Below are 20,789 nucleotides of genomic sequence, written 5' to 3'. Positions count from 1 at the left end.
ATTAGTATCTCCCTTGACGTGAACTGTCTGAACGAGTTTGAGTGCTAGACTTTGGATCCGCTTGTTTTTCTAATTCAATTTGATCGTAAGTTGATGGTGCTTTTGCAGGGCGAGTGCCCGACTGAGAACCACCTTGTGCGCCTAGCTTATCAATTGGTAGGTATAGCAAGTTACCGCTTGATTCAGAATCAATCAGGACTTTCGATGTGCTTGAGTACACTTTTTCCATTGTATCTAGATACATACGGTTACGTGTTACTTCAGGAGCTGCTTGGTATTCAGGTAGCAGTTTCTCGAACTGAGCTACTTGACCTAGAGCACCATTAACTGTGCGCTCTGAGTAACCCACCGCTTCTTTCTTCAAACGCTCAGCACGACCTGTTGCTTTTGGAAGAATATCATTTCGGTAAGCTTCAGCTTCACGTTCAAAACGCTCTTCATCCTCACGAGCCGCGATAGCATCATCAAATGCATCTTTCACTTGCTCAGGTGGACGTGCTGACTGGAAGTTCACGTCAACAATCAGAATACCCATGTCGTAGCTATCAATAATACGGTTCAACGTTTCTTGAGTGCTTTGACGAATCTGCTGACGACCACTTGTTAGGATACTATCCATTAGTGAGTCACCAATTACCGCACGAAGCGCAGAATCGGTTGCTTGGCGTAAACTGTCATCCGCATTAGTTACACGATACAAGTACTTGTATGGGTCAGAAACACGGTATTGAACACCCATTTCAACGGTCACAACGTTTTCGTCTTTAGTCAGCATGGTGCCTGACGCGCGTAGAGAACGAATCGCTTGAACGTTTACTAGCTGCTCATCTTTGATTTCATCGATGAAGCGTGGGTGCCAGTTAAGACCAGGTTCTTCGATACGGTCGAATTGACCCAGTCGAAGTACTACTGCTCTTTCTGCTTCGCCAACGGTGTAGAAACCAGCGAAGAACCAGATAGCAATCGCGATAACGGCAATGACACCAAAGCCAATTGCACCGCCACCACCGATAGATGGCCCGTTACCGTTGCCACCCTTTTTACCAAACTTGCCACCTAACTTTTGACTTAGTTTACTAAACACTTCGTCTAGATCTGGCGGTCCTTGATCTCGGCCGCCGCGATTATTTTTATTACCCCAAGGGTCATTATCGCGGCCGTTATTATCGCCGTTGTTATTATTTCCAGGCTCATTCCACGCCATTAGAAAGCTCCATCATTTGATATGACGTTATACTGTAGCAGTCTCTTTGGTAACGATAAAGTCACCTAAGAGCGCCCCTTCTCTTTTTTCAAGTTTAGACCAATCTATTTGTTGCATTCGGATATCTATCAACAAGTTACCATTTTCATCATACTCTTCTTGTTGAATACATTTCATCTCAAAGAATAAGCTGCGAATACGGCCCTGATGTTGATGTGGAATACACAACCGGAATTGAACCATCTGGCTAGCTAAACGCTCAGTTAAAGCTTCAAACAGCAGTTCAATACCTTCTCCTTCCATTGCAGAAACCCAAACAGCGCGAGGTGCGCCCTCTTCGTCTCTTTCAATTCGAGGTTTTTGGTCTTCCATGCAGTCAATTTTGTTCATGACTACAAGGGTTGGCACTTCATGAGCATCGATTTCTTCTAATACTTCATGAACAGCCTGAATGTTCTCACGAAAACGGTCATCACTGGCATCAACAACATGTAACAAAATGTCAGCTTCCTGCGTCTCTTGTAATGTTGCCTTGAACGCAGCGACCAAGTCGTGTGGTAGATGACGGATAAAACCTACGGTATCTGCGAGAATTGCAGGACCGACATCTGCCAAATCAATCTTACGTAGTGTTGGGTCTAAGGTTGCAAACAGTTGGTCTGCCGCATAAACACCCGCACTTGTGATGCGATTGAAAAGTGTTGATTTCCCTGCGTTGGTATAACCAACCAAAGAAATTGTTGGGATTTCAGCTCGATTACGAGCACGTCGTCCTTGTTCACGCTGCTTAGCGACTTTCGCTAAACGACGCAGTATTGCCTTTATACGGTCACGCAACAAACGTCGATCGGTTTCCAGTTGAGTTTCACCTGGACCACGAAGACCAATACCACCTTTCTGCCTTTCAAGGTGAGTCCAACCACGAATCAATCGGGTAGAGATATGACGAAGCTGAGCGAGCTCAACTTGTAGCTTACCTTCATGAGTTCGCGCACGTTGTGCAAAGATATCTAAGATCAAACCCGTGCGATCAATCACACGACATTTACACAATTGCTCGAGGTTTCGCTCTTGGGCAGGAGATAGGGAGTGGTTAAAAATCACAATTTCAGCACCGGTTAGCTGAACAGCTTGTGCGATTTCTAGGGCTTTACCTTCTCCAACGTAGTATTTAGGGAGTGGGGATTGTCGGCTACCAGTAATCACTTGTAACGTTTCTACCCCCGCTGAGGAGACCAGCATTTCACATTCACTTAGGTCTTCCCACTCTCCCTCTTGCGTGAAGTTGATATGAACAAGTACGGCTCGCTCGCCGGATTCATAACGGTCAAACAAGCAACCAACTCCTTATTACAGCGTAAGCTGTATCAATTGAACGATTAATCTTCAGTCTTCTCTGGACGATCAGATGGCGTGCGTTGCTCGCCGCTGTGGTGACTAACTGCACGTGCAGGTACCACAGTAGAAATCGCATGCTTGTAAACCATTTGGTTTACTGTGTTCTTCAATAAGATCACGAATTGATCGAAAGACTCGATCTGACCTTGCAGCTTAATGCCGTTGACAAGATAGATAGAGACTGGAATGCGCTCACGACGGAGTGCATTTAGGAATGGGTCTTGTAGCGATTGCCCCTTAGCCATTTTATTTTCCTTATTTGTATTTTGTTGTAATTATTTAGCTAGTGGTGCACAAAAAGGTGCGGCCTTTGCATCTGAGCTAAATGAATAAAAAAACTCCGTTGTTATTGAAAGGCTGTGATTTTTTAAAAGCCTCAATAACGGATCCTTTCCAGAGTATATTCACGCAAAAGCGATCACATTATACACAGCAATACTAATCAGATGCTATTGCATCTGAAAGAGTTTCTAACGCTTGATCAATGTTTTCGCTATCTAACCAAGTTAAATCATCCCAACTGCGCAACCAGGTGATTTGTCGCTTGGCCAACTGACGGGTTGCACAAACACCACGGAAAACCGCTTCGTCTAAATCACAATTACCGTCTAAATAATCCCACATCTGCCTATAACCAACGCATCGGATCGATGGCAGTTCAGGATGAAGATCTTCTCTGGCGTGCAACGCCTTCATTTCCTCTTCAAATCCTGCTTCTATCATCTTCTCGAAACGCAGCTCAATACGGCGATGGAGTTCTTTCCTTTCCTTGGGAGCTATTGCAAATTGTTTTACACGAAATGGCAGGCTATCGCCTTTCGTTTGAGTTAGCTCTGTTAATGTTTTACCCGAAATTCGGTAAACTTCCAATGCCCTTGAAAGCCTTTGTGGATCATTTGGGTGTATTCTTTCAGCGGATACGGGATCTATCTCTCTTAATTGATCGTGCAATGCCTGCCAACCTTGTTCGATAGATTCCGCTTCAATCTGCTTACGAATCTCTTGATCCGCTGCGGGTAATGGCGATAAACCTTCCAACAATGCTTTGTAGTAAAGCATTGTGCCACCAACAAGTAGCGGAATTTTGCCTTCCGCTACAATCTTATTCATTTCATTGATCGCATCACGACGAAAATCTGCCGCAGAATATGCTTCGCTTGGATCCAAAATATCAATCAAGCGATGAGGTGCAAGTGCAAGCTCTTGCGCATCCGGTTTAGCGGTGCCGATATCCATGTCTTTGTAGATAAGTGCCGAATCGACGCTGATGATCTCTACTGGGTATTTCTGACGTAAGCGGATAGCTAAATCTGTTTTTCCTGACGCCGTTGGGCCCATTAAAAACAACGCTAAAGGTAATTTTTCAGTCATGATATTTTGTATTTGCTTCTCTGTTTTAGCGCTTTTTAGCAAAGGGCTTTGTGTCGCGACGTATTCAGCTAAAAAGACAAATGTCGTCGCGAAAAAATTAAACCGTAAACGCGGCTATAGTCGCTGAAAAGTCGATAGGATTAACAAACTCAGGATCATCTAATGGAAGTAGACCATGCCAAAGTTGTTCAAGTTCCCCAACTAGTTGAACCGCTTCAGATAAAGTGTAGTCGCTTTTTACTTGTGCGGTTTGAATCCCGATCCAGTTAACCAATGATGGCAACAGGTCACTGGAAACATTAGCCGAGTGATTATCGACAATCTGAGCATTTAATGAAGCCGCGTAAGATAACAGATCTGGGATCAGAATTTGTAAGTTTTGCTGCCTTAAAGGAGAAGGTACGCCCATTACCATTACCGCCTCACTGTTTCGCGCCTTAAGCTCAATCCCCAGTAATGCCAGTGTTTGGCTCAACGCCTTCGCAACTTCGACAAGCTCACTGCCAAGCTTAATCGATAAGGGCACCAATAGTGGTTGGCTTTTTAACGCCCCCCCTCGAGTATCAAGCTGACCAACAACACGCAACAATTCAGCCTTAGCCAAAGAAACCAACACACTGCCGTTCTTATTACCCATCACCAGATACTGACGTTCCACAATCGAGACGGCTTTGCCCAAGTCCGTTACAGGTGCTCTTGGCTTCGAGTTAACGGGATTCTGTTGGGCAGGCTTAGCTTCTGTTGGCGCTGTTTGTGCCACCTGTTCTTGAGGAGGGGTGAGATCCACGGTGTGCTCATCAAAGTCTGGCGTTTTTAAAAGCTCTTTATAGGCCTTAACTTCGCGCTTTGAGGGCGCGGGTTCAGCATGATGTTGGTTGGGTTCTTTTTCTTTTCTCGGAACAGGTCGAGACTCTATCCACTCTTGGCGAGGAGAACCGGTAAAACTGGTTTCACGAGCCGACGAGCCTGTGCTAGCTGAACTCATCTTAGTTGACGAATCTAAGTTGGTTGAAGAGCTTCTGCTAGACGATGAACCTCGGTTTTCTGGTGAGCTATAGTGCTGACCGCCATCATTAACGCTGTGCTGAGAGTTATCATAAACCTGCTCAGATTCGGCTTTTCTTGGGTAGGCTGGCGTCTGCTCAATCGCATGTCGCACTCTTTCAGAAACCTGCGATTGTTCCGAATGAGCTGGGGCATCGCTTACTGAAGCGCTAAAACTCGTCGTCTCTTCCACTTCAGGCACCGAACTATTCTGTTGATAATTAGGGGCTTCTGATTGGTGGAAAGCGGATTGATTAATAGGCGCCGCATCGATCTGCTTGCTCTGTGCTAAACCGTCACTCAATGCTTGGTAAATAAAGTCATGCACAAGGCGCGCTTGATGGAAACGTACTTCATGCTTTGCAGGGTGAACATTCACATCGACTTGATGCGGGTCTAGCTCAATGAACAACACATAAGTTGCAAATTGGTCTGGGCGTAGGCTGGTCTCATAGCTTTGACGAATCGCATGATTGATCAGTTTGTCGCGCATCATACGACCGTTCACATAGCAGTATTGTAGATCGCTTTGTTGTCTTGCTCCTTCTGGCGTGGTGATCCAGCCATGAAGTTTTAGACCTTGATGTTCTAGCTCAATCTTAAGCATATGACGAACAAAAGGATTGCCACATACCGCTGCGATTCGCTTTTCTGCTTGAACTTGTGTTTTGGCAGCGCGGTACTGACGAATCATTTTACCGTTATGACGGAGGTTGATCGTCACATCAAAGCGACTCAATGCGATGCGTTTAAGCAGTTCATCAATATGCGTGAATTCGGTTTTCTCAGTACGCAAAAACTTGCGGCGTGCTGGCGTATTAAAGAACAGGTCCAACACCTCAACCGAAGTACCAATGGGATGCGCCGCAGGCTGCAGTTTCACCTGCATATCACGGCCTTCACTGTGTGCTGCCCAAGCTTGATCTTGAGTAGCAGGGCGTGAAGTCATGGTTAAGCGCGCAACTGAACTAATACTCGCCAGCGCTTCACCACGGAAACCGAGGCTGACGATCGCCTCAAGGTCATCAAGGGTATGGATCTTAGAGGTAGCATGACGGCTCAGCGCCAAGGCGAGCTCATCTTTAACGATGCCCTTGCCGTTGTCACGAACGCGAATCATCTTAGCGCCACCTTTCTCGATATCGATATCGATACGTGTGGCACCTGAATCCAAACTGTTCTCAACCAGCTCTTTTACAACAGAAGCTGGTCTTTCTACCACTTCACCCGCTGCGATTTGGTTAGCTAATCGAGCTGGCAGTATTTTGATCGTCATATTTATAGCTACCTTACTGCCATTGATGGAAACATGTCTGCGTTAAAAAGCTTACTTGTGCGGAATAATCAACACCTGCCCCACCGCTAGGCTGTCAGATCGTAGCTTATTCGCTTGGCGAATACTGTTAACACTCACGCCGTACTTAGAAGCAATCTTGCCGAGATAATCACCTCTTGCGACTTTATGTTTACGCAGAGGGACATCTTTCACTTCAACCGTAATACGTAGCTTCTGACCCACTCTAACGGTTTCAGACTTCAAGCGGTTCTCACGTTTGATATCTGCCACCCGTACTTTGTAACGGCTGGCTATCTTGCCTAGGTACTCTCCAGACTTAACCGTGTGAGTGATGGTCTTAGTTTTCACTGCGCTGCTTGATGATGAGCCTGAAGCACTGCTTGGGATCTTAAGCACTTGGCCGATCGCTAGGCTGCTCGATTTCAGATTGTTGAGTTTCATCAAGGTCTGCGTCGAGGTGCCATATTTACTCGCAATCACCGATAAAGACTCACCACGAGACACTTTATGTTGGCTCACGCTACCGGTTGATGACGTTGCGTTAGACAAGATAATCCCTTCTGGCGGGTTAGCCTTCAAATACTTAACGACCGCTTTGGTCACTGCTCGTGCCAATTTATCTTGGTGCGAACGTTGGAAGAGCAGTTTCTCTTCGGTCGGATTCGAAATAAAGCCCGTCTCGACCAAGACCGATGGTATCTGTGGTGAACGTAATACCGCCAAACTGGTATTGATTGGTTTACTGTTATGAAGCTTAGCAACCTTACCCATCTCAGACAGAATGGTTGTTGCAAGCTTATAGCCCTCTTTCTGTGAGTGGCTGAACTGCAAATCAAGCAGAGTTTGGTTTACGTTCTTATCATCAATATTGCCAGTGAAAGCCGCACCGCTACCACCGAGTAATTCAGACTGTTTCTCTTTGTTCTCGATCCAGCGCGAGATCTCCGTATTGGCGCGTCGAGTATTCAACACAAACACCGAACCACCTCTTGGTTGAGGGGTCGTAAAAGCATCCGCGTGAATAGAGATAAACAGATGAGCTTCGTTTTCACGAGCAATCGCGACACGTCGGTTAAGGTTTACAAAGTAGTCGGCGTTACGGGTCATACGAGTTTTAATCCCAGGAACCGCATTCAACTGTGCAGCAAGCTTACGAGAAATACTCAGAGTCGCATTCTTTTCATACTTACGACTTGGACCAATAGAGCCTGGATCCTCACCACCGTGACCAGGGTCAATCACGATCAGAATGTCTTTCTGACGTTTAACCTGATTAATATTTTTGCTCACCGTTGGTTTACTCGGCTTCGACGTCGCTTTACTTGCCGCACCATGAGGTAAGTCGATCACCAAACGGTGCCCATACTGACCACCCGGAGTCGGGCTCAGTTTGAACAACTCTGCTTTAGACGACTTCTTTAATTCAAAAACCAAGCGATAGGTGTTTTTGTCTGGCGGTGAACTCTTACGAATCTTAGATAGAACAGGGCTATCTTTCACCACGACCGGTAACTTAGTCGCAAGATTAGTGTTCTTTAAATCGACCACTAAACGACTCGGGCTACTCAGGGTGAAATAGCTAAAGTCCGCTTCTGATTTTAAGTCGATCACCACACGAGTTTCTTCTGGAGAAGGCCAAACCCTTAAACTTTTCAGTGAGTTTGCAGAAACAAGTGAAGAAAACAGTATAGAAAAAACAGCAGCCATTATGGCCACTGCTGAAATAAGGCGTTTAGAAATCAACATAACTCCAACTGACTAAGTAAGCGCTGTCCGTATTCACTATTAGCGGTTAAAGAAACAATACGGTGATCGTCTTGGTAACGAATATCAATATCCAAATCGGCTTCTGGTAGCATCCCATAACCTTTCTCAGGCCATTCAACCAAACAGATAGCATCCGGAGTAAAGTAGTCACGAATTCCCATGAACTCTAACTCTTCAGGATCGGCTAGGCGATAAAGGTCAAAGTGGTACACCTGCCAATCGGCAAGTTGATAAGGTTCGACTAGAGTATACGTTGGGCTCTTTACATTTCCTTGATGGCCAAGTGCTTTTACAAAGCCACGACTGAAGGTCGTTTTACCTGCGCCAAGATCACCATGCAGATAAATCGTCGTCTGCTGTGAGCAAAGATTAGAAAGCTCCGTTCCTAATTGAATCGTTGCTTGTTCATCTTTCAAAGTAAATTGTTTCGTGCTCATGAATACGTTCTCTAAAAATCGATCGTTGACTATATAAAAATCAAAAGAACAAGAATAGTAAACCGTGATGCTTTTGGGAGACAAGCACTCAAGTGTAAGTTCTATGAAAAATACTGCTCAAAACGCGTCTGTTCTGGTCAACACCACTAAGATCCGTTAAGATCCGCCCCCATTTTTGCCGAACCTAATTTTAATTAGCCTTATCTCTAATTGTAAAACAGAGAAAATAAGAATTAAGCCATGAATCTAGACCATCTTGCTGAAAAAATTAAAATCTGGGGAAAAGAGCTAGGCTTTCAAAAAGTTGGCATCTGCGATATTGATTTAAGTGAACACGAAGCCCCCCTTCAAGCATGGCTAGATGCGGGTCACCACGGCGAAATGGATTGGATGGCTCGGCATGGGATGATGCGTGCACGCCCTGATGAACTTCACCCTGGTACAATTCGAGTGATCAGCGCTCGAATGAACTACCTACCACCGGAAGCTCAGTTTGCCTCTAACCTAAGCGATACTACTCAAGGCTACATCAGCCGCTATTCTTTAGGCCGCGACTATCACAAATTGTTCCGTAACCAGTTGAAAAAGCTGGGACAAAGAATTGAAAAAGAGGTCGAAGGTTTAGACTCACGACCTTTCGTTGATTCAGCGCCTATTTTGGAAAGACCGCTCGCTCAAAAAGCAGGGTTGGGTTGGACAGGTAAACACTCATTAATTCTTGATAAAGACGCTGGCTCTTGGTTCTTTCTCGGGGAGCTGTTAGTTAACATCCCTCTTCCAACGGATGAACCCAGTGTCGATGAGTGCGGCAAATGCACCGCATGTATCACTTCTTGCCCAACGGGTGCCATTATTGATGATGGCGTGGTGGATGCGCGCAAATGTATATCGTACTTAACCATTGAATATGATGGTGTGATCCCGGAAGAGTTTAGAGACGCCATTGGTAACCGTATCTACGGTTGTGATGATTGTCAGTTAGTTTGCCCATGGAACCGTCATGCCGAACTCACAGAACAAACCGACTTTCACCGCAGAGAAGACTTCCAAGAGGCTGACCTGGTTGCACTTTCAAGTTGGGACGAAGCGACCTTCCTAAAGAAAATGGAAGGCTCCGCAATAAGACGTATCGGCCACACCCAGTGGTTGCGCAATATCTTTGTTGCAATGGGCAATGCGCCATTTCAACAACGCATTGTTGAAACCCTGGAGTCCCATCAAGGCAAAAACGAAATGCTAGATGTCCATATTGAGTGGGCTTTGAATAAACAACTACAACAGTTACCTAACGCTAGCGGCGTGCAACAAGATAACTGTGTGCAAAAAAGTAACAGCAAAATCTCCACCAAAAAGCACAGACTGATACGTATTGTTGAGAAAGGACTACCAAGAGACGCTTAACGCTTTATATACCAATGTATGGCAGGCGAGCCCCCACTAACAGTCCAACATTTAAGACAACTCGTTGCACATAATTTTAGAACAATGTTTGACCTTGTTCTCAATTCTAGCAATGTGGAAAAAATTCAGAACTCTCGTAAACTTCCGACACCCGCGCAAAGTTAAACACAGTACCGATAAATGATTAAGATCAAAAAACAACAAGTTAACGATCTTTTATCAAATCCAAGATAATCATCCAACTTGATAAAAAACAATAAGTTACGATCACCACAGTTCATCTAATATATTGAAAACAAGAAAGATCTTTTAGGGATAGGTAGAGAATTAAGCCTGAAATAACTTTATCAACCAAGTTATCCACACCTAACATTTTGTGGATAAGTCTGTTTATAGATGTGAAAAACCTCAAGTGTCTGCTTCAGAGACCTGATGTTTACTAGCATTCCAGTTGCTAAGAAAAATTTAAGACAAAAAAATATCCACCATGATGGAGGATTATTTGCTTTTTGGGGGGATTATGCTTCGCAGCATTAAAGAAAGAGCGTGACCTTTAAGGTCGCCTTTAAACTCTGTGATCTAAAGAAAAACACGGTGGTTTAAAGAGTCTTAGTAGCTTTTTAGAAGAAAGCTGGAGCGATACATCGGGTTCGAACCGATGACCTCAACCTTGGCAAGGTTGCGCTCTACCAACTGAGCTAGTATCGCATTAGTTAATCGCTGCTCTTACTACCTTGGGCAACAGATAGCGCTTAACTGTAATGTGGTTGCGGGAGCCGGATTTGAACCGACGACCTTCGGGTTATGAGCCCGACGAGCTACCAAACTGCTCCATCCCGCGTCCGGATGCATTGTTTAAGACAATGAGACTAAACCATTTTCATCTTCAGCATAAAGCGTGAGAGAGAATTTGGAGCGATACATCGGGTTCGAACCGATGACCTCAACCTTGGCAAGGTTGCGCTCTACCAACTGAGCTAGTATCGCATTAGTTAGTCGCTGCTCTTACTGCCTTGGGCAACAGATAGCGCTTAACTGTAATGTGGTTGCGGGAGCCGGATTTGAACCGACGACCTTCGGGTTATGAGCCCGACGAGCTACCAAACTGCTCCATCCCGCGTCCGGATGCATTGTTTAAGTCAATGACTCTTGCCTTAAAAAGGCTAATTTGGAGCGATACATCGGGTTCGAACCGATGACCTCAACCTTGGCAAGGTTGCGCTCTACCAACTGAGCTAGTATCGCATTATAAAAGGTCTCTCACCTTTCGATTACCGCTTTCGCCATAACCTACAAATTGGAGCGATACATCGGGTTCGAACCGATGACCTCAACCTTGGCAAGGTTGCGCTCTACCAACTGAGCTAGTATCGCAATCTGAAAACGTCTTTCGCCGTTCAGGGCTGCGAATTATAAGAGCATTTTTTTGTGATGCAAGTCCTTAATGCAAAATTACGAAACTTTTTACTCAACTGCTGTAAAAGCACACAGATTTGCAAAAAAAACAGCTCTTATGTCCCTGAAAAGTTAGATAAACGTGATCATTTTATTCGACTAGATGTTAATAATCGTTTTTCGGTAGTACTGCAGCTCGGCGATCGACTCTCGAATATCGTCTAACGCAAGGTGACTTCCCGACTTAGAAAAACCATCTAACACTTCAGGTTTCCAACGACGAGTCAGCTCTTTCAGAGTGCTAACGTCAACATAACGGTAGTGGAAGTACTCTTCCAACTCAGGCATGTGCTTGTATAGGAAACGGCGGTCTTGACCAATGCTGTTACCACAAATCGGTGACTTACCTTTTGGTACCCATTTTTCAAGAAACTCAATCGTTTGTTGGATGGCATCTTGCTCTGAAACGGTGCTTTCTTGAATTCGCTTCACGAGACCGCTACCAGTGTGAGTCGTTGTGCACCACTCGTCCATCTTGTCCAATTCACTCTGAGGTTGGTGAATAGCCAAAACAGGTCCTTCAGCCAGGATGTTAAGCTCACTATCAGTAACGATAGTAGCAATTTCAATGATTTTATGAGTTTCAGGATCAAGTCCTGTCATCTCTAGATCAACCCAAATAAGGTTCTGATCGCTAAAGGACATAAGGCGTCGCCTATTTGTTTATGTGTAAAAGAGGTACTATACCCAAATAACTATACTCAAACTAGCTTTAGGACCATCGAAATCATGTGGTACCAGCAACATCCAGTTTGAGTCCCCAATCATCAAGTTAGATGTGTTAAGTGAAAAATTGTGGCTAAAAAAAAGAAGTTAACCAAAGGTCAAGTACGTCGAGTACGTAGCAACCAGAACAAGCGACTCAAGAAAGAAGATTCTATCCAGTGGGATGAGAACATGCTTGGTGGAACCAAAAGCGGACTCGTAATTACGCGCTTTGGCCAACATGCCGATATCGAAGATCTTGAAACTAACGAAGTTCATCGTTGTAACTTACGCCGTAGTATCGAGACTTTAGTTTCTGGTGACCGAGTGACTTGGCGCGCAGGCTTAGAATCCATGGCCGGCATTTCTGGAGTTGTGGAAGCGGTTGAACCGAGAACTTCAATGCTGACTCGCCCTGATTACTACGATGGCCTAAAGCCGGTTGCTGCGAACGTTGACCAAATGGTTATCGTATCGGCTGTGTTACCAGAGCTATCACTTAATATTATCGACCGCTATTTAATCGCGTCAGAAACAGTGAACATCGCGCCGCTTGTTGTGCTGAATAAGGTCGACCTGCTGACTGATGAGCAGATTGCTGAATACCGTGAAACACTTAAAGAGTACGAGAAGATCGGCTACAAAGTGATGTTCGTGAGTAAAGAGTCTGGCTACGGCATCAAAGAGCTAGAAGCTGAACTTAAAGACCGTATCAACATCTTTGTTGGTCAATCAGGTGTGGGTAAATCAAGCCTAGTGAATGCATTGATGCCAACGCTCGACATTGAAGAGGGCGAAGTCTCTGAGAACTCAGGTCTTGGCCAACATACCACCACGGCAGCTCGTTTATACCACTTCCCTTCTGGTGGTGATCTGATTGATTCACCAGGAGTTCGGGAATTCGGCCTATGGCACCTAGAAGCCGATGAAATCACTGAAGCCTTCATCGAGTTCAAGCCTTACCTTGGCGGTTGTAAATTCCGCGACTGTAAACACAACGATGACCCAGGCTGCATCCTGCGCGAAGCGGTAGAAAACGGCAAGATCAGTCGATTACGTTTCGACAACTACCACCGCATCATTGAAAGCATGGCGAGTAACAAAGATAACCGTCAGTATTCACGCAACAAAAAAGCCGATCTCTAATCGCGTTTTTGTGAACAAATGTGTGCATTTACTGACAATTGGCGCGAATTTAAGTAACATCTCGCGCCCTAAACCGTCATCGACAGATTTAATTGAAACACAATTAGCATTGGAAAATTAATACAATGGATAAGATTAAAGTTGGATTGCAGTACTGGATTCCACAACATGGACTGACTCGTCTAGTCGGTAAACTGGCATCTGCTAAAGCGGGCGGCTTAACGACAGCGATCATCAACTGGTTCATCAAGCAATACAAAGTGAACATGGATGAAGCTCTGCATAGCGATCCAAAACACTTTAAAACATTCAATGAATTCTTCGTGCGTGAATTGAAAGAAGGCATGCGCCCTATCGCTGAAGGCGAGTCTGTTATTGTTCACCCTGCAGATGCACGTGTAAGCCAATTTGGCCCAATTACTGACGGTCAACTGATTCAAGCTAAAGGCCATGACTACTCAGCTCGCGAGCTATTGGGTGGTGATGCAGCGCTAGCGGATGAGTTTAAAGACGGCGAATTCGCAACACTTTACCTGTCTCCAAGTGATTACCACCGCGTGCATATGCCATGCGACGGCACACTACGCCAGATGATCTACGTTCCGGGTGATCTTTTCTCAGTTAACCCATTAACGGCAGAGAACGTTCCAAACCTATTTGCACGTAACGAGCGTGTGGTTTGTATCTTCGATACGGAATTTGGCCCAATGGCACAGGTGTTGGTTGGCGCAACTATCGTAGGCAGCATCGAGCAAGTATGGGCTGGCACCATCACGCCACCGCGTGGTAACTCGGTTTACAAATGGGATTACCCAGCACAAGGCAATAACGCCATCATCTTGAAGAAAGGTGAAGAGATGGGCCGCTTTAAGCTTGGTTCAACTGTTATCAACCTGTTCGCTAAAGATGCGATCAAGTTTGACGACACGATGCAAAATGGTGAGAAAACCGTTCTTGGTACCCCTTTCGCGCACATTGCTGGTAAAGAAGTTGAGACTGAAGCTGTGGATTCAGCAGAGAACACCGACCAAGCTTAACGGTTTGAGTTAACTCATTTAGTTTTAAAGGCGCGTTATCTTTCTATATTTAGAGAAAAACGCGCCTTTTTCTTAACTCTACCAATTCATTTGCTACTCAGCTCTAACAACCCAAGCTTTCAAACCTCAAGCCCAGCCAGCAGTTGCTTCTCACTCTTGCCTCTAATTGCCCAAATAAAAGATTGACCAAAAACAAAACAACTGTCGAAACCTTAAACAACTTTTCGATTTTACAACCCGTCTCCAAGTACCAAAAATCCAGATAACTTACTCTATTTGAAGATATTTTATTCATAGGGTCTTTGTACATGCCTAAACTCAATGTTGGCGTTCTGGTCAAGCTGTTGATTTGTTTTGCGATTCCCTTAGGCGTGTTGTTCATGCCGATAGATTCAATACCAATCGATGATCTCACGCTGATTCAACACCGCTTGTTGGCGATATTCTTATTGGCAGCTCTGCTGTGGGTGCTTGAACCTGTTCCGGTTTTCGCCACTTCCATTTTGATCATTGCACTTGAGCTGGTAATGATTTCTGACAAAGGCTTACACCTATTTAGAAATCCACCCGCAGGACACGAACTCGGCGAGTTAATCAAATATACCGACATATTCGGTGCATTTTCATCGCCAATCATCATTCTATTCATGGGTGGTTTCGCACTCGCGATCTCTGCATCTAAATACGAACTCGATAACAACCTAGCTCGAGTACTGTTGAAACCTTTTGGTACTGAGCCGCGCTTCATCATGCTGGGTTTAATGTTGATCACCGCAGTGTTCTCTATGTTCATGTCTAATACCGCTACCACAGTCATGATGCTGGCACTGCTCGGCCCTATCGTGGCTTCTGCACCAAGAGGCGACATGGGGATCAAAGCGCTCGTGTTGTGTATTCCAATCGCTGCAAATACTGGTGGTATCGCGACACCGATCGGCACGCCACCCAATGCCATCGCACTACAATACCTAACCGGTGAAAACACCATCGACTTCCTGAGCTGGATGATGATGGGCTTACCCTTTGTGATCATCCAACTCACCATTGCTTGGTTCCTTCTTCAGAAAATCTTTCCTTCCAAGCAGAAGAACATGGTGCTTAAGCTCGATGGACAATTCAAAAAGAGTTGGCGAGCGATTGTGGTTTATATCACCTTCGCTGCGACCATCTTATTGTGGATGACCACCAAGCTGCATGGCATGAACACTTATGTGGTCTCTATCATTCCACTGGCTGTCTTCACTCTTACAGGCATCATGGGCAAAGAAGAGCTCAAGCTGATTAACTGGGACGTGTTGTGGCTGGTTGCAGGTGGTATTGCGATTGGTATCGGGCTTGATAAGACAGGTTTAGCAGCAGCGTTAGCACACGCGATTGACTATGAGTCGCTCTCTCCAGCAGCCGTAGTTCTCACGCTATCTATCGTGTGTTGGTTGATGGCGAACTTCATGTCAAACACCGCTACCGCCAACTTACTGATGCCGATAGCCGCTGCGATTGGTGCTTCAATGGAAAGCCTAGTTGCGATTGGTGGCCTGCAAGGCTTGCTGGTTGTAGTTGCCTTCTCAGCATCACTCGGCATGATTCTTCCAGTATCGACACCACCAAACTCACTGGCTTACTCAACCGGACTTATCGAAAGCAAAGACATGGCTAAGATGGGTATCATCTTGGGTATTGTCGGCTTGCTGATGGTTTACCTCGCGCTGTTTATCATCACCTAGCACGTTAACGCCTCACTACAGTCCATCAGATAGCAATCGTGATTTCGCTATCTGGTGGGTTTATCAGTTTTTTTATCGATAGATAATTGTGATTCTACTTCACGGTTTATTAAAAATAGCGATGATTCATTTTAGATTTTTGATTTTAAACACGTTTAATACTACCGAGACAGCGGCAATATACACGCATCAGAGACACATTAATTCACCATCAAGTACGTCACTGTCATTAGGGCGTATTGACCTTTCGAGCTGATTTTTGCAGCGAATTGCTGGGTATTTATACAAGGCAGAGGCTTTAATGTGTAGCAAGCCTACATGAGAAGCCGATAACGTAGTAGAAATGACCAGCAAACGCTGCCCAAAGGGTTCGGCTAAAAGCGTTTTACTCTTTGTTGAGGGAGATTTGCTTAGAATGACTAGGCTACTTCCCCCTCGCCGCGATTAAAACGCTTTTATCTCGAACAAAATTTAACCGCGAAAGGTCAACACGCCCTAGTTTTTTGTCTAATAGAGAGGAATGGACCTTGAGACATACTATTAAATTTAAAATTCAGATCGCAATTGCGGTCATTATTGCCGTCGTGAGTGGCGCTCAAGCTTGGATATCGGTTAATCAGCTGACTCAAGAGACTGAAGTCGCGATCAACCAAGAAATGAAAAATGTCAGTGTCGGTACTACCAATTATATTGCCGATTGGCTCTCAACTCGCAGCGATATGATGCTTGCTAACGAGCCGACTATTTCAAGCAATAGTAATTCTGACCGCGAGTTATTGATCACCAAACAAGCCGGGCAGTTTTTGTCTGTTTATGCGGGATTCAGCGATGGCACTATCGCGTATGGCGATAAAGGTGAAGATTGGCCAGCAGGCTATGACCCACGCACCCGCCCTTGGTATAAAGATGCCAACGCAACATCAAACCTCATCATTACCGAGCCTTATCAAGACTTCGATGGCAGCATTGTCATCAGCTTTGCGAAAGCATTCAACGGTGAAAGACAAGGTGTCCTCGCAGCAGACTTAACCGTCACCAGCATTATTGATACGGTTCTCAATGTAAAACTGGATAACGATGGCTTTGCGTTTTTAGTGGATGGTAACAACAACATCGTTGCCTACACGGATGAAGAGCTAAGTCAGAAACCACTAACCAGTTTGAACCCAGGACTCACTGCAAACAAAGTGTCGCAATTGATCCAAGACCAAACGATCACCACGCTAACTTGGCCAGGCCAAGGGGATAAACTGGTCTACATTGCCAATGTCCCGAATACCGATTGGTCGTTAGGTATTGTTATCGATAAGAAAATGGCGTTCTCTGCGGTCTCTGATGCGATTCAATTCATCTCCCTAACCTCTTTGGTTTTGTACATCGTCATTTCGATTGCGAGCACAATGGTGATCAACCGCCTGCTTTCTCCATTACAAACCTTATCAGAAGCGCTGACTCAACTCGCTCAAGGTAGAGGTGACCTCACTCAACGTATTGATATCACGCGTATGGATGAGATAGGCAAACTGGCCGAGCTTGTAAACCAATTCTTAAGCCAGATGCAAAGCATGTTGAAGGGCGTCATAGAGCACAGCCACGATCTTAACAATCATGCCGAAAAGGCCAACCAACTGGCGACCCAATCCTCCATTCGAGTTGAGAACCAGCAAAACGATATCAACCAGATTGCGACCGCGATTCATGAGATGTCGGCCACCGCAGCCGAAGTGGCGAGCCATGCCGAATTAACCGCATCAGCTTCTCAAGCCTCTGCAACCGCTTGTAATGACGGCCAAGAAGTAATTCAACAGAACCGCGATGCCATCACTAGTCTTGCGACCCAAGTGGAAGACGCGGCCAATGTCATCCGAGAACTGGAAAACAACGCGCAAAGCATCAACCAAATCCTGTCAACTATTCAAGGCATTGCCGAGCAAACCAACCTATTGGCACTGAATGCTGCAATTGAAGCCGCGCGTGCAGGTGAACAAGGTCGTGGCTTTGCCGTTGTCGCAGACGAGGTTCGAGTGTTAAGCCAAAGAACGCATGGCTCAACGGAAGAAATCCGCGTGATGATTGATACATTGCAAAAGAATACCGAACATGCCGTTGAAAGCATGACCACCAGCACCCAACTGGCAGAGAATAGCGTTGGCTTCGCAGAGCAAGCTCATGGCAGCCTCTCTAAAATCACGCAAGCCATCACTGAAATCAACGACATGGCATTGCAAATAGCTAGTGCTGCAGAAGAGCAACGCGCGGTAAGCGAAGACATCAGCCGTAATACGCAAGGGATCAAAGATGCCTCTGACGACCTAGCACAACAAGCTGAAAGCAGCCGTAATAGCTCCAATGAAATGAGTAGCGCTGCCGAGTCGATGCGCCGAGATGTGGAGCGCTTTAAGGTATAACTCACCTCACGCAAAGTAAGTAAACCACACCACCGAGAGGCAGCTGACGTAAACCAATAGCTGAAACAAAGTGACCCTTTTCATAAGAATCACTTTGTTCTCAGTTCGGTTTAATGCATATTGATGAGCTAATTTATCCCAGACACAAGGATGTTATTCAGATGGGATTCGAATGGTTGGCTCTAGCTGCCGCTTTTCTTTGGGCCATTGCGAGCCTAATGTCAGTAAAGCCTGCTCAGCACTTAGGTTCTTTCGCCTACAGCCGCTGGCGAATGGGTTGTACCGCAATCATCTTATCGAGTATGGCTTGGTTTACCGGAGGTTGGTCAACTGTCGAAGCCAATCTAGTCACGCCAATGATGCTGTCTGGCCTGATTGGTATATTCATTGGTGATACCGCCCTATTTGCCTGTCTGAACCGAATGGGACCGCGCCAAGCGGGTTTGCTGTTCTCTTGTCACGCCGTGTTCTCGGCGATTCTCGGTTACTTCCTATTTAGCGAAAGCATGACTTCTGTTGAGCTGATTGGCTCGACTTTGGTGTTCAGTGGTGTATTAACCGCAATCTTCTTTGGTCGTCGTGGACAAGCGAACAACCAATTAGAAACCATTAAGGGCACGGTGTGGATTGGTGTTGCGTTGGGAATCACCGCCGCGATCTGCCAAGCATTGGGCGGCATTATTGCCAAACCCGTGATGCAAACCAGTATCGACCCAATTGCAGCCTCTGCCATTCGAATGATCACCGCCTTTGTTGCTCACTCGCTGTTTCGTTTAACAGGCGCTAAACTTTCACGCGCGATCAATCCAATGAATAAACAAATATTCGCAATTACTGCGGTTAATGGCTTTTTAGCGATGGCCGTGGGAATGACACTGATTTTGTATGCGTTGCAGGAAGGCAATGTCGGTATGGTCGCACTGTTATCTTCGACCACGCCAATCATGTTGTTACCAATACTCTGGTTGTACACCAAACAGAGGCCAAATGCCTACGCTTGGATCGGTGCCATTGTTGCCGTAGTGGGTACTGGTATTCTGGTCAGCTGATGGAAACTGAGAGCTATTAGCTCTCAGTAAAAAAACAAAAAGCTAAGAACGTGGGAACGGGAAAGCGGTCACATCATCGATGTGGTCGTAACCCAAAGCCAGCATAATCAGCCTATCGATACCCAAAGCAACACCCGCACAATCTGGTAAACCCGCTTTTAATGCCTCAATCAAGTGATGGTCAATCGGCTGAGGCGATAAGCCCACCTCAATACGCTTGGCGTTGTCATCTTCAAAGCGCTTGAGCTGCTCTTGTGGTTTATCCAACTCATGGAAACCGTTAGCTAATTCGATGCCTTTGAAATACACCTCAAAGCGATCCGCCACTCGCGAATCCTCGGGGTTAATCTTAGCTAATGCCGCTTGTGAGGCTGGGAAGTCATAAACAAAGGCTGGCACTTGTTGGCCAATCTTTGCTTCAACCCCGATGCTAAACAGCAACTGCAGCAAGGTGTCACGATCTTCTTCAGGGTCAGCTATGTCGCTGAGCCCAAGTTTTGCTGCGGCTTGTTTTAGCGTATCCATCGAATCTTCAAGCGGACACACACCTAACACGTCGATAAAGGCTTGTTGGTAAGTCATTCGCTCTGCTGAACTCGATTTAAGTACCTGCTGTAGCAGCAAATCCATTTCATCCATTAAGTCATGGTGATCAAAACCGACGCGATACCACTCCAACATGGTGAACTCAGGGTTGTGGTAACGGCCATTTTCTTCATTCCGGAAAGACTTACAAATTTGGTAAATACAGCCACTGCCCGCCGCTAATAGACGTTTCATATGAAACTCAGGGCTAGTCATAAAGAACAGGGGCTGACCGTGCGCATAACCCGGCCCTACGAATTCAGTTTTGAAAGTATGTAAATGCACGTCCGTCACCGTGGCGTGGCTCATCGCAGGCGTATCCACTTCCATCACGTTTCGCTCAGCAAAGAACTGACGGATTTGATTAAGGATATCAGCACGTTGCTTTAACTGCTTAATGGTTGCGGCTGGTTGCCATGTTGAGTGCATTATTAAGTTCCATATTACTGAATTCTAGGCGACGGAAATTACCACCTTTCGCCTCTTTTGTAAGCTTCTATCTTTCTATAGATGAAAGCAAAATGTTGCCTTAATGAAGCCAGAAAATTACGTTCTACAATACAATTATCAATACAGCTTTCACATCCACATTGATAACAAAAATCATACTCAACAAGCCGTTAACACAAGCCCTGTGGGCTAATCGTTATCAACAATTCATTGCCGTGATTGCAGTCACATAACCTATAAATTCTATGCCTCCATATGCACTACCGACCTAAAAACCCAAATGCATCAACTTTTCGAATACCTTCCTCTCT

General features: G+C 45.5%; 15 protein-coding genes and 6 tRNA genes. 6 read left to right on the top strand and 15 right to left on the bottom strand.

Annotated elements, in window-relative coordinates; translation table 11 throughout:
• Position 1: 1 nt before the first annotated feature.
• The 7 genes from hflK to tsaE all read right to left on the bottom strand — a co-directional run bounded on the left by hflK (position 2) and on the right by tsaE (position 8,518).
• The gene (gene hflK, locus CWO08_RS08650; RefSeq protein ID WP_048661598.1) at positions 2–1,204 is read right to left on the bottom strand and encodes an FtsH protease activity modulator HflK; all 1,203 of its coding nucleotides are present in this window, start codon (positions 1,202–1,204) and stop codon (positions 2–4) included.
• Positions 1,205–1,231: 27 nt separating this feature from the next.
• A complete protein-coding gene (gene hflX, locus CWO08_RS08645; RefSeq protein WP_017059928.1) occupies positions 1,232–2,539 on the bottom strand; it encodes a ribosome rescue GTPase HflX in 1,308 nt (435 codons plus the stop codon).
• 44 nt (positions 2,540–2,583) lie between these two features.
• On the bottom strand, positions 2,584–2,847 hold the full coding sequence (hfq, locus tag CWO08_RS08640) for an RNA chaperone Hfq (RefSeq protein WP_017059927.1): 264 nt from the start codon (positions 2,845–2,847) through the stop codon (positions 2,584–2,586).
• 193 nt (positions 2,848–3,040) lie between these two features.
• Positions 3,041–3,973 carry a tRNA (adenosine(37)-N6)-dimethylallyltransferase MiaA gene (gene miaA / locus CWO08_RS08635; RefSeq protein WP_048661597.1) on the bottom strand — a complete coding sequence of 311 codons (933 nt, stop codon included), beginning with the start codon at positions 3,971–3,973 and terminating at the stop codon, positions 3,041–3,043.
• A gap of 97 nt (positions 3,974–4,070) precedes the next feature.
• Entirely contained in the window at positions 4,071–6,293 is a 2,223-nt protein-coding gene (gene mutL / locus CWO08_RS08630; RefSeq protein WP_102478975.1) for a DNA mismatch repair endonuclease MutL, read from the bottom strand.
• Between the two features lie 51 nt (positions 6,294–6,344).
• Complete coding sequence (locus CWO08_RS08625) at positions 6,345–8,060, bottom strand: N-acetylmuramoyl-L-alanine amidase (protein ID WP_102478976.1); 1,716 nt, start codon at positions 8,058–8,060, stop codon at positions 6,345–6,347.
• Positions 8,054–8,518: a tRNA (adenosine(37)-N6)-threonylcarbamoyltransferase complex ATPase subunit type 1 TsaE gene (gene tsaE / locus CWO08_RS08620; RefSeq protein WP_004735870.1), complete on the bottom strand. Its 465-nt coding sequence runs from the start codon at positions 8,516–8,518 to the stop codon at positions 8,054–8,056. The genes CWO08_RS08625 and tsaE overlap by 7 nt, the downstream gene beginning before the upstream one ends.
• 240 nt (positions 8,519–8,758) lie before the next feature.
• Here tsaE and queG point away from each other — a divergent pair, with 240 nt between their 5' ends.
• Entirely contained in the window at positions 8,759–9,919 is a 1,161-nt protein-coding gene (gene queG, locus CWO08_RS08615; protein WP_048661594.1) for a tRNA epoxyqueuosine(34) reductase QueG, read from the top strand.
• Between the two features lie 632 nt (positions 9,920–10,551).
• Here the strand turns inward: queG and CWO08_RS08610 are convergent.
• The 7 genes from CWO08_RS08610 to orn all read right to left on the bottom strand — a co-directional run bounded on the left by CWO08_RS08610 (position 10,552) and on the right by orn (position 12,019).
• Positions 10,552–10,627 (bottom strand) — tRNA-Gly (locus tag CWO08_RS08610).
• A 56-nt stretch (positions 10,628–10,683) separates the two neighbouring features.
• Positions 10,684–10,760, bottom strand: a tRNA-Met gene (locus CWO08_RS08605).
• A 70-nt stretch (positions 10,761–10,830) separates the two neighbouring features.
• A tRNA-Gly gene (locus CWO08_RS08600) sits at positions 10,831–10,906 on the bottom strand.
• 56 nt (positions 10,907–10,962) lie between these two features.
• Positions 10,963–11,039, bottom strand: a tRNA-Met gene (locus tag CWO08_RS08595).
• Between the two features lie 49 nt (positions 11,040–11,088).
• Positions 11,089–11,164: transfer RNA gene (locus CWO08_RS08590), tRNA-Gly, on the bottom strand.
• Positions 11,165–11,217: 53 nt separating this feature from the next.
• Positions 11,218–11,293, bottom strand: a tRNA-Gly gene (locus CWO08_RS08585).
• A 180-nt stretch (positions 11,294–11,473) separates the two neighbouring features.
• Positions 11,474–12,019, bottom strand: a complete 546-nt coding sequence (gene orn, locus CWO08_RS08580) for an oligoribonuclease (protein WP_010434065.1) — start codon at positions 12,017–12,019, stop codon at positions 11,474–11,476.
• A gap of 150 nt (positions 12,020–12,169) precedes the next feature.
• On the opposite strand from orn, the gene rsgA reads away from it, so the two are divergent.
• The 5 genes from rsgA to CWO08_RS08545 all read left to right on the top strand — a co-directional run bounded on the left by rsgA (position 12,170) and on the right by CWO08_RS08545 (position 19,443).
• Positions 12,170–13,225 carry a small ribosomal subunit biogenesis GTPase RsgA gene (gene rsgA, locus CWO08_RS08575; RefSeq protein ID WP_048663217.1) on the top strand — a complete coding sequence of 352 codons (1,056 nt, stop codon included), beginning with the start codon at positions 12,170–12,172 and terminating at the stop codon, positions 13,223–13,225.
• Positions 13,226–13,350: 125 nt separating this feature from the next.
• Positions 13,351–14,262 (top strand): archaetidylserine decarboxylase, encoded by a 912-nt coding sequence (asd, locus tag CWO08_RS08570; RefSeq protein ID WP_108020280.1) that lies wholly within the window; start codon positions 13,351–13,353, stop codon positions 14,260–14,262.
• A 308-nt stretch (positions 14,263–14,570) separates the two neighbouring features.
• The gene (locus tag CWO08_RS08560) at positions 14,571–15,986 is read left to right on the top strand and encodes a DASS family sodium-coupled anion symporter (RefSeq protein ID WP_108020278.1); all 1,416 of its coding nucleotides are present in this window, start codon (positions 14,571–14,573) and stop codon (positions 15,984–15,986) included.
• Positions 15,987–16,513: 527 nt separating this feature from the next.
• The gene (locus CWO08_RS08550; RefSeq protein ID WP_107899581.1) at positions 16,514–18,394 is read left to right on the top strand and encodes a methyl-accepting chemotaxis protein; all 1,881 of its coding nucleotides are present in this window, start codon (positions 16,514–16,516) and stop codon (positions 18,392–18,394) included.
• Positions 18,395–18,555: 161 nt separating this feature from the next.
• On the top strand, positions 18,556–19,443 hold the full coding sequence (locus CWO08_RS08545) for a DMT family transporter (protein ID WP_108020277.1): 888 nt from the start codon (positions 18,556–18,558) through the stop codon (positions 19,441–19,443).
• Positions 19,444–19,485: 42 nt separating this feature from the next.
• On the opposite strand, the gene epmA is transcribed toward CWO08_RS08545, so the two are convergent.
• Positions 19,486–20,457 (bottom strand): elongation factor P--(R)-beta-lysine ligase, encoded by a 972-nt coding sequence (epmA, locus tag CWO08_RS08540; RefSeq protein ID WP_108020276.1) that lies wholly within the window; start codon positions 20,455–20,457, stop codon positions 19,486–19,488.
• Between the last annotated feature and the right edge of the window lie 332 nt (positions 20,458–20,789).

This window comes from Vibrio sp. 10N.286.48.B8, assembly GCF_003050085.1.
Taxonomy (GTDB): domain Bacteria; phylum Pseudomonadota; class Gammaproteobacteria; order Enterobacterales; family Vibrionaceae; genus Vibrio; species Vibrio crassostreae.
Note: the sequence above shows the minus strand (reverse complement) of the source record. Positions and strands in the feature narration are given on the sequence as shown.

Excerpts from the sequence above, each read along its gene's own strand:
- hflK (WP_048661598.1), bottom strand. The coding sequence starts at position 1,204 with ATGGCGTGGAATGAGCCTGGAAATAATAACAACGGCGATAATAACGGC.
- hfq (WP_017059927.1), bottom strand. The coding sequence starts at position 2,847 with ATGGCTAAGGGGCAATCGCTACAAGACCCATTCCTAAATGCACTCCGT.
- miaA (WP_048661597.1), bottom strand. The coding sequence starts at position 3,973 with ATGACTGAAAAATTACCTTTAGCGTTGTTTTTAATGGGCCCAACGGCG.
- mutL (WP_102478975.1), bottom strand. The coding sequence starts at position 6,293 with ATGACGATCAAAATACTGCCAGCTCGATTAGCTAACCAAATCGCAGCG.
- CWO08_RS08625 (WP_102478976.1), bottom strand. The coding sequence starts at position 8,060 with ATGTTGATTTCTAAACGCCTTATTTCAGCAGTGGCCATAATGGCTGCT.
- tsaE (WP_004735870.1), bottom strand. The coding sequence starts at position 8,518 with ATGAGCACGAAACAATTTACTTTGAAAGATGAACAAGCAACGATTCAA.
- queG (WP_048661594.1), top strand. The coding sequence starts at position 8,759 with ATGAATCTAGACCATCTTGCTGAAAAAATTAAAATCTGGGGAAAAGAG.
- orn (WP_010434065.1), bottom strand. The coding sequence starts at position 12,019 with ATGTCCTTTAGCGATCAGAACCTTATTTGGGTTGATCTAGAGATGACA.
- asd (WP_108020280.1), top strand. The coding sequence starts at position 13,351 with ATGGATAAGATTAAAGTTGGATTGCAGTACTGGATTCCACAACATGGA.
- CWO08_RS08560 (WP_108020278.1), top strand. The coding sequence starts at position 14,571 with ATGCCTAAACTCAATGTTGGCGTTCTGGTCAAGCTGTTGATTTGTTTT.
- CWO08_RS08545 (WP_108020277.1), top strand. The coding sequence starts at position 18,556 with ATGGGATTCGAATGGTTGGCTCTAGCTGCCGCTTTTCTTTGGGCCATT.
- epmA (WP_108020276.1), bottom strand. The coding sequence starts at position 20,457 with ATGCACTCAACATGGCAACCAGCCGCAACCATTAAGCAGTTAAAGCAA.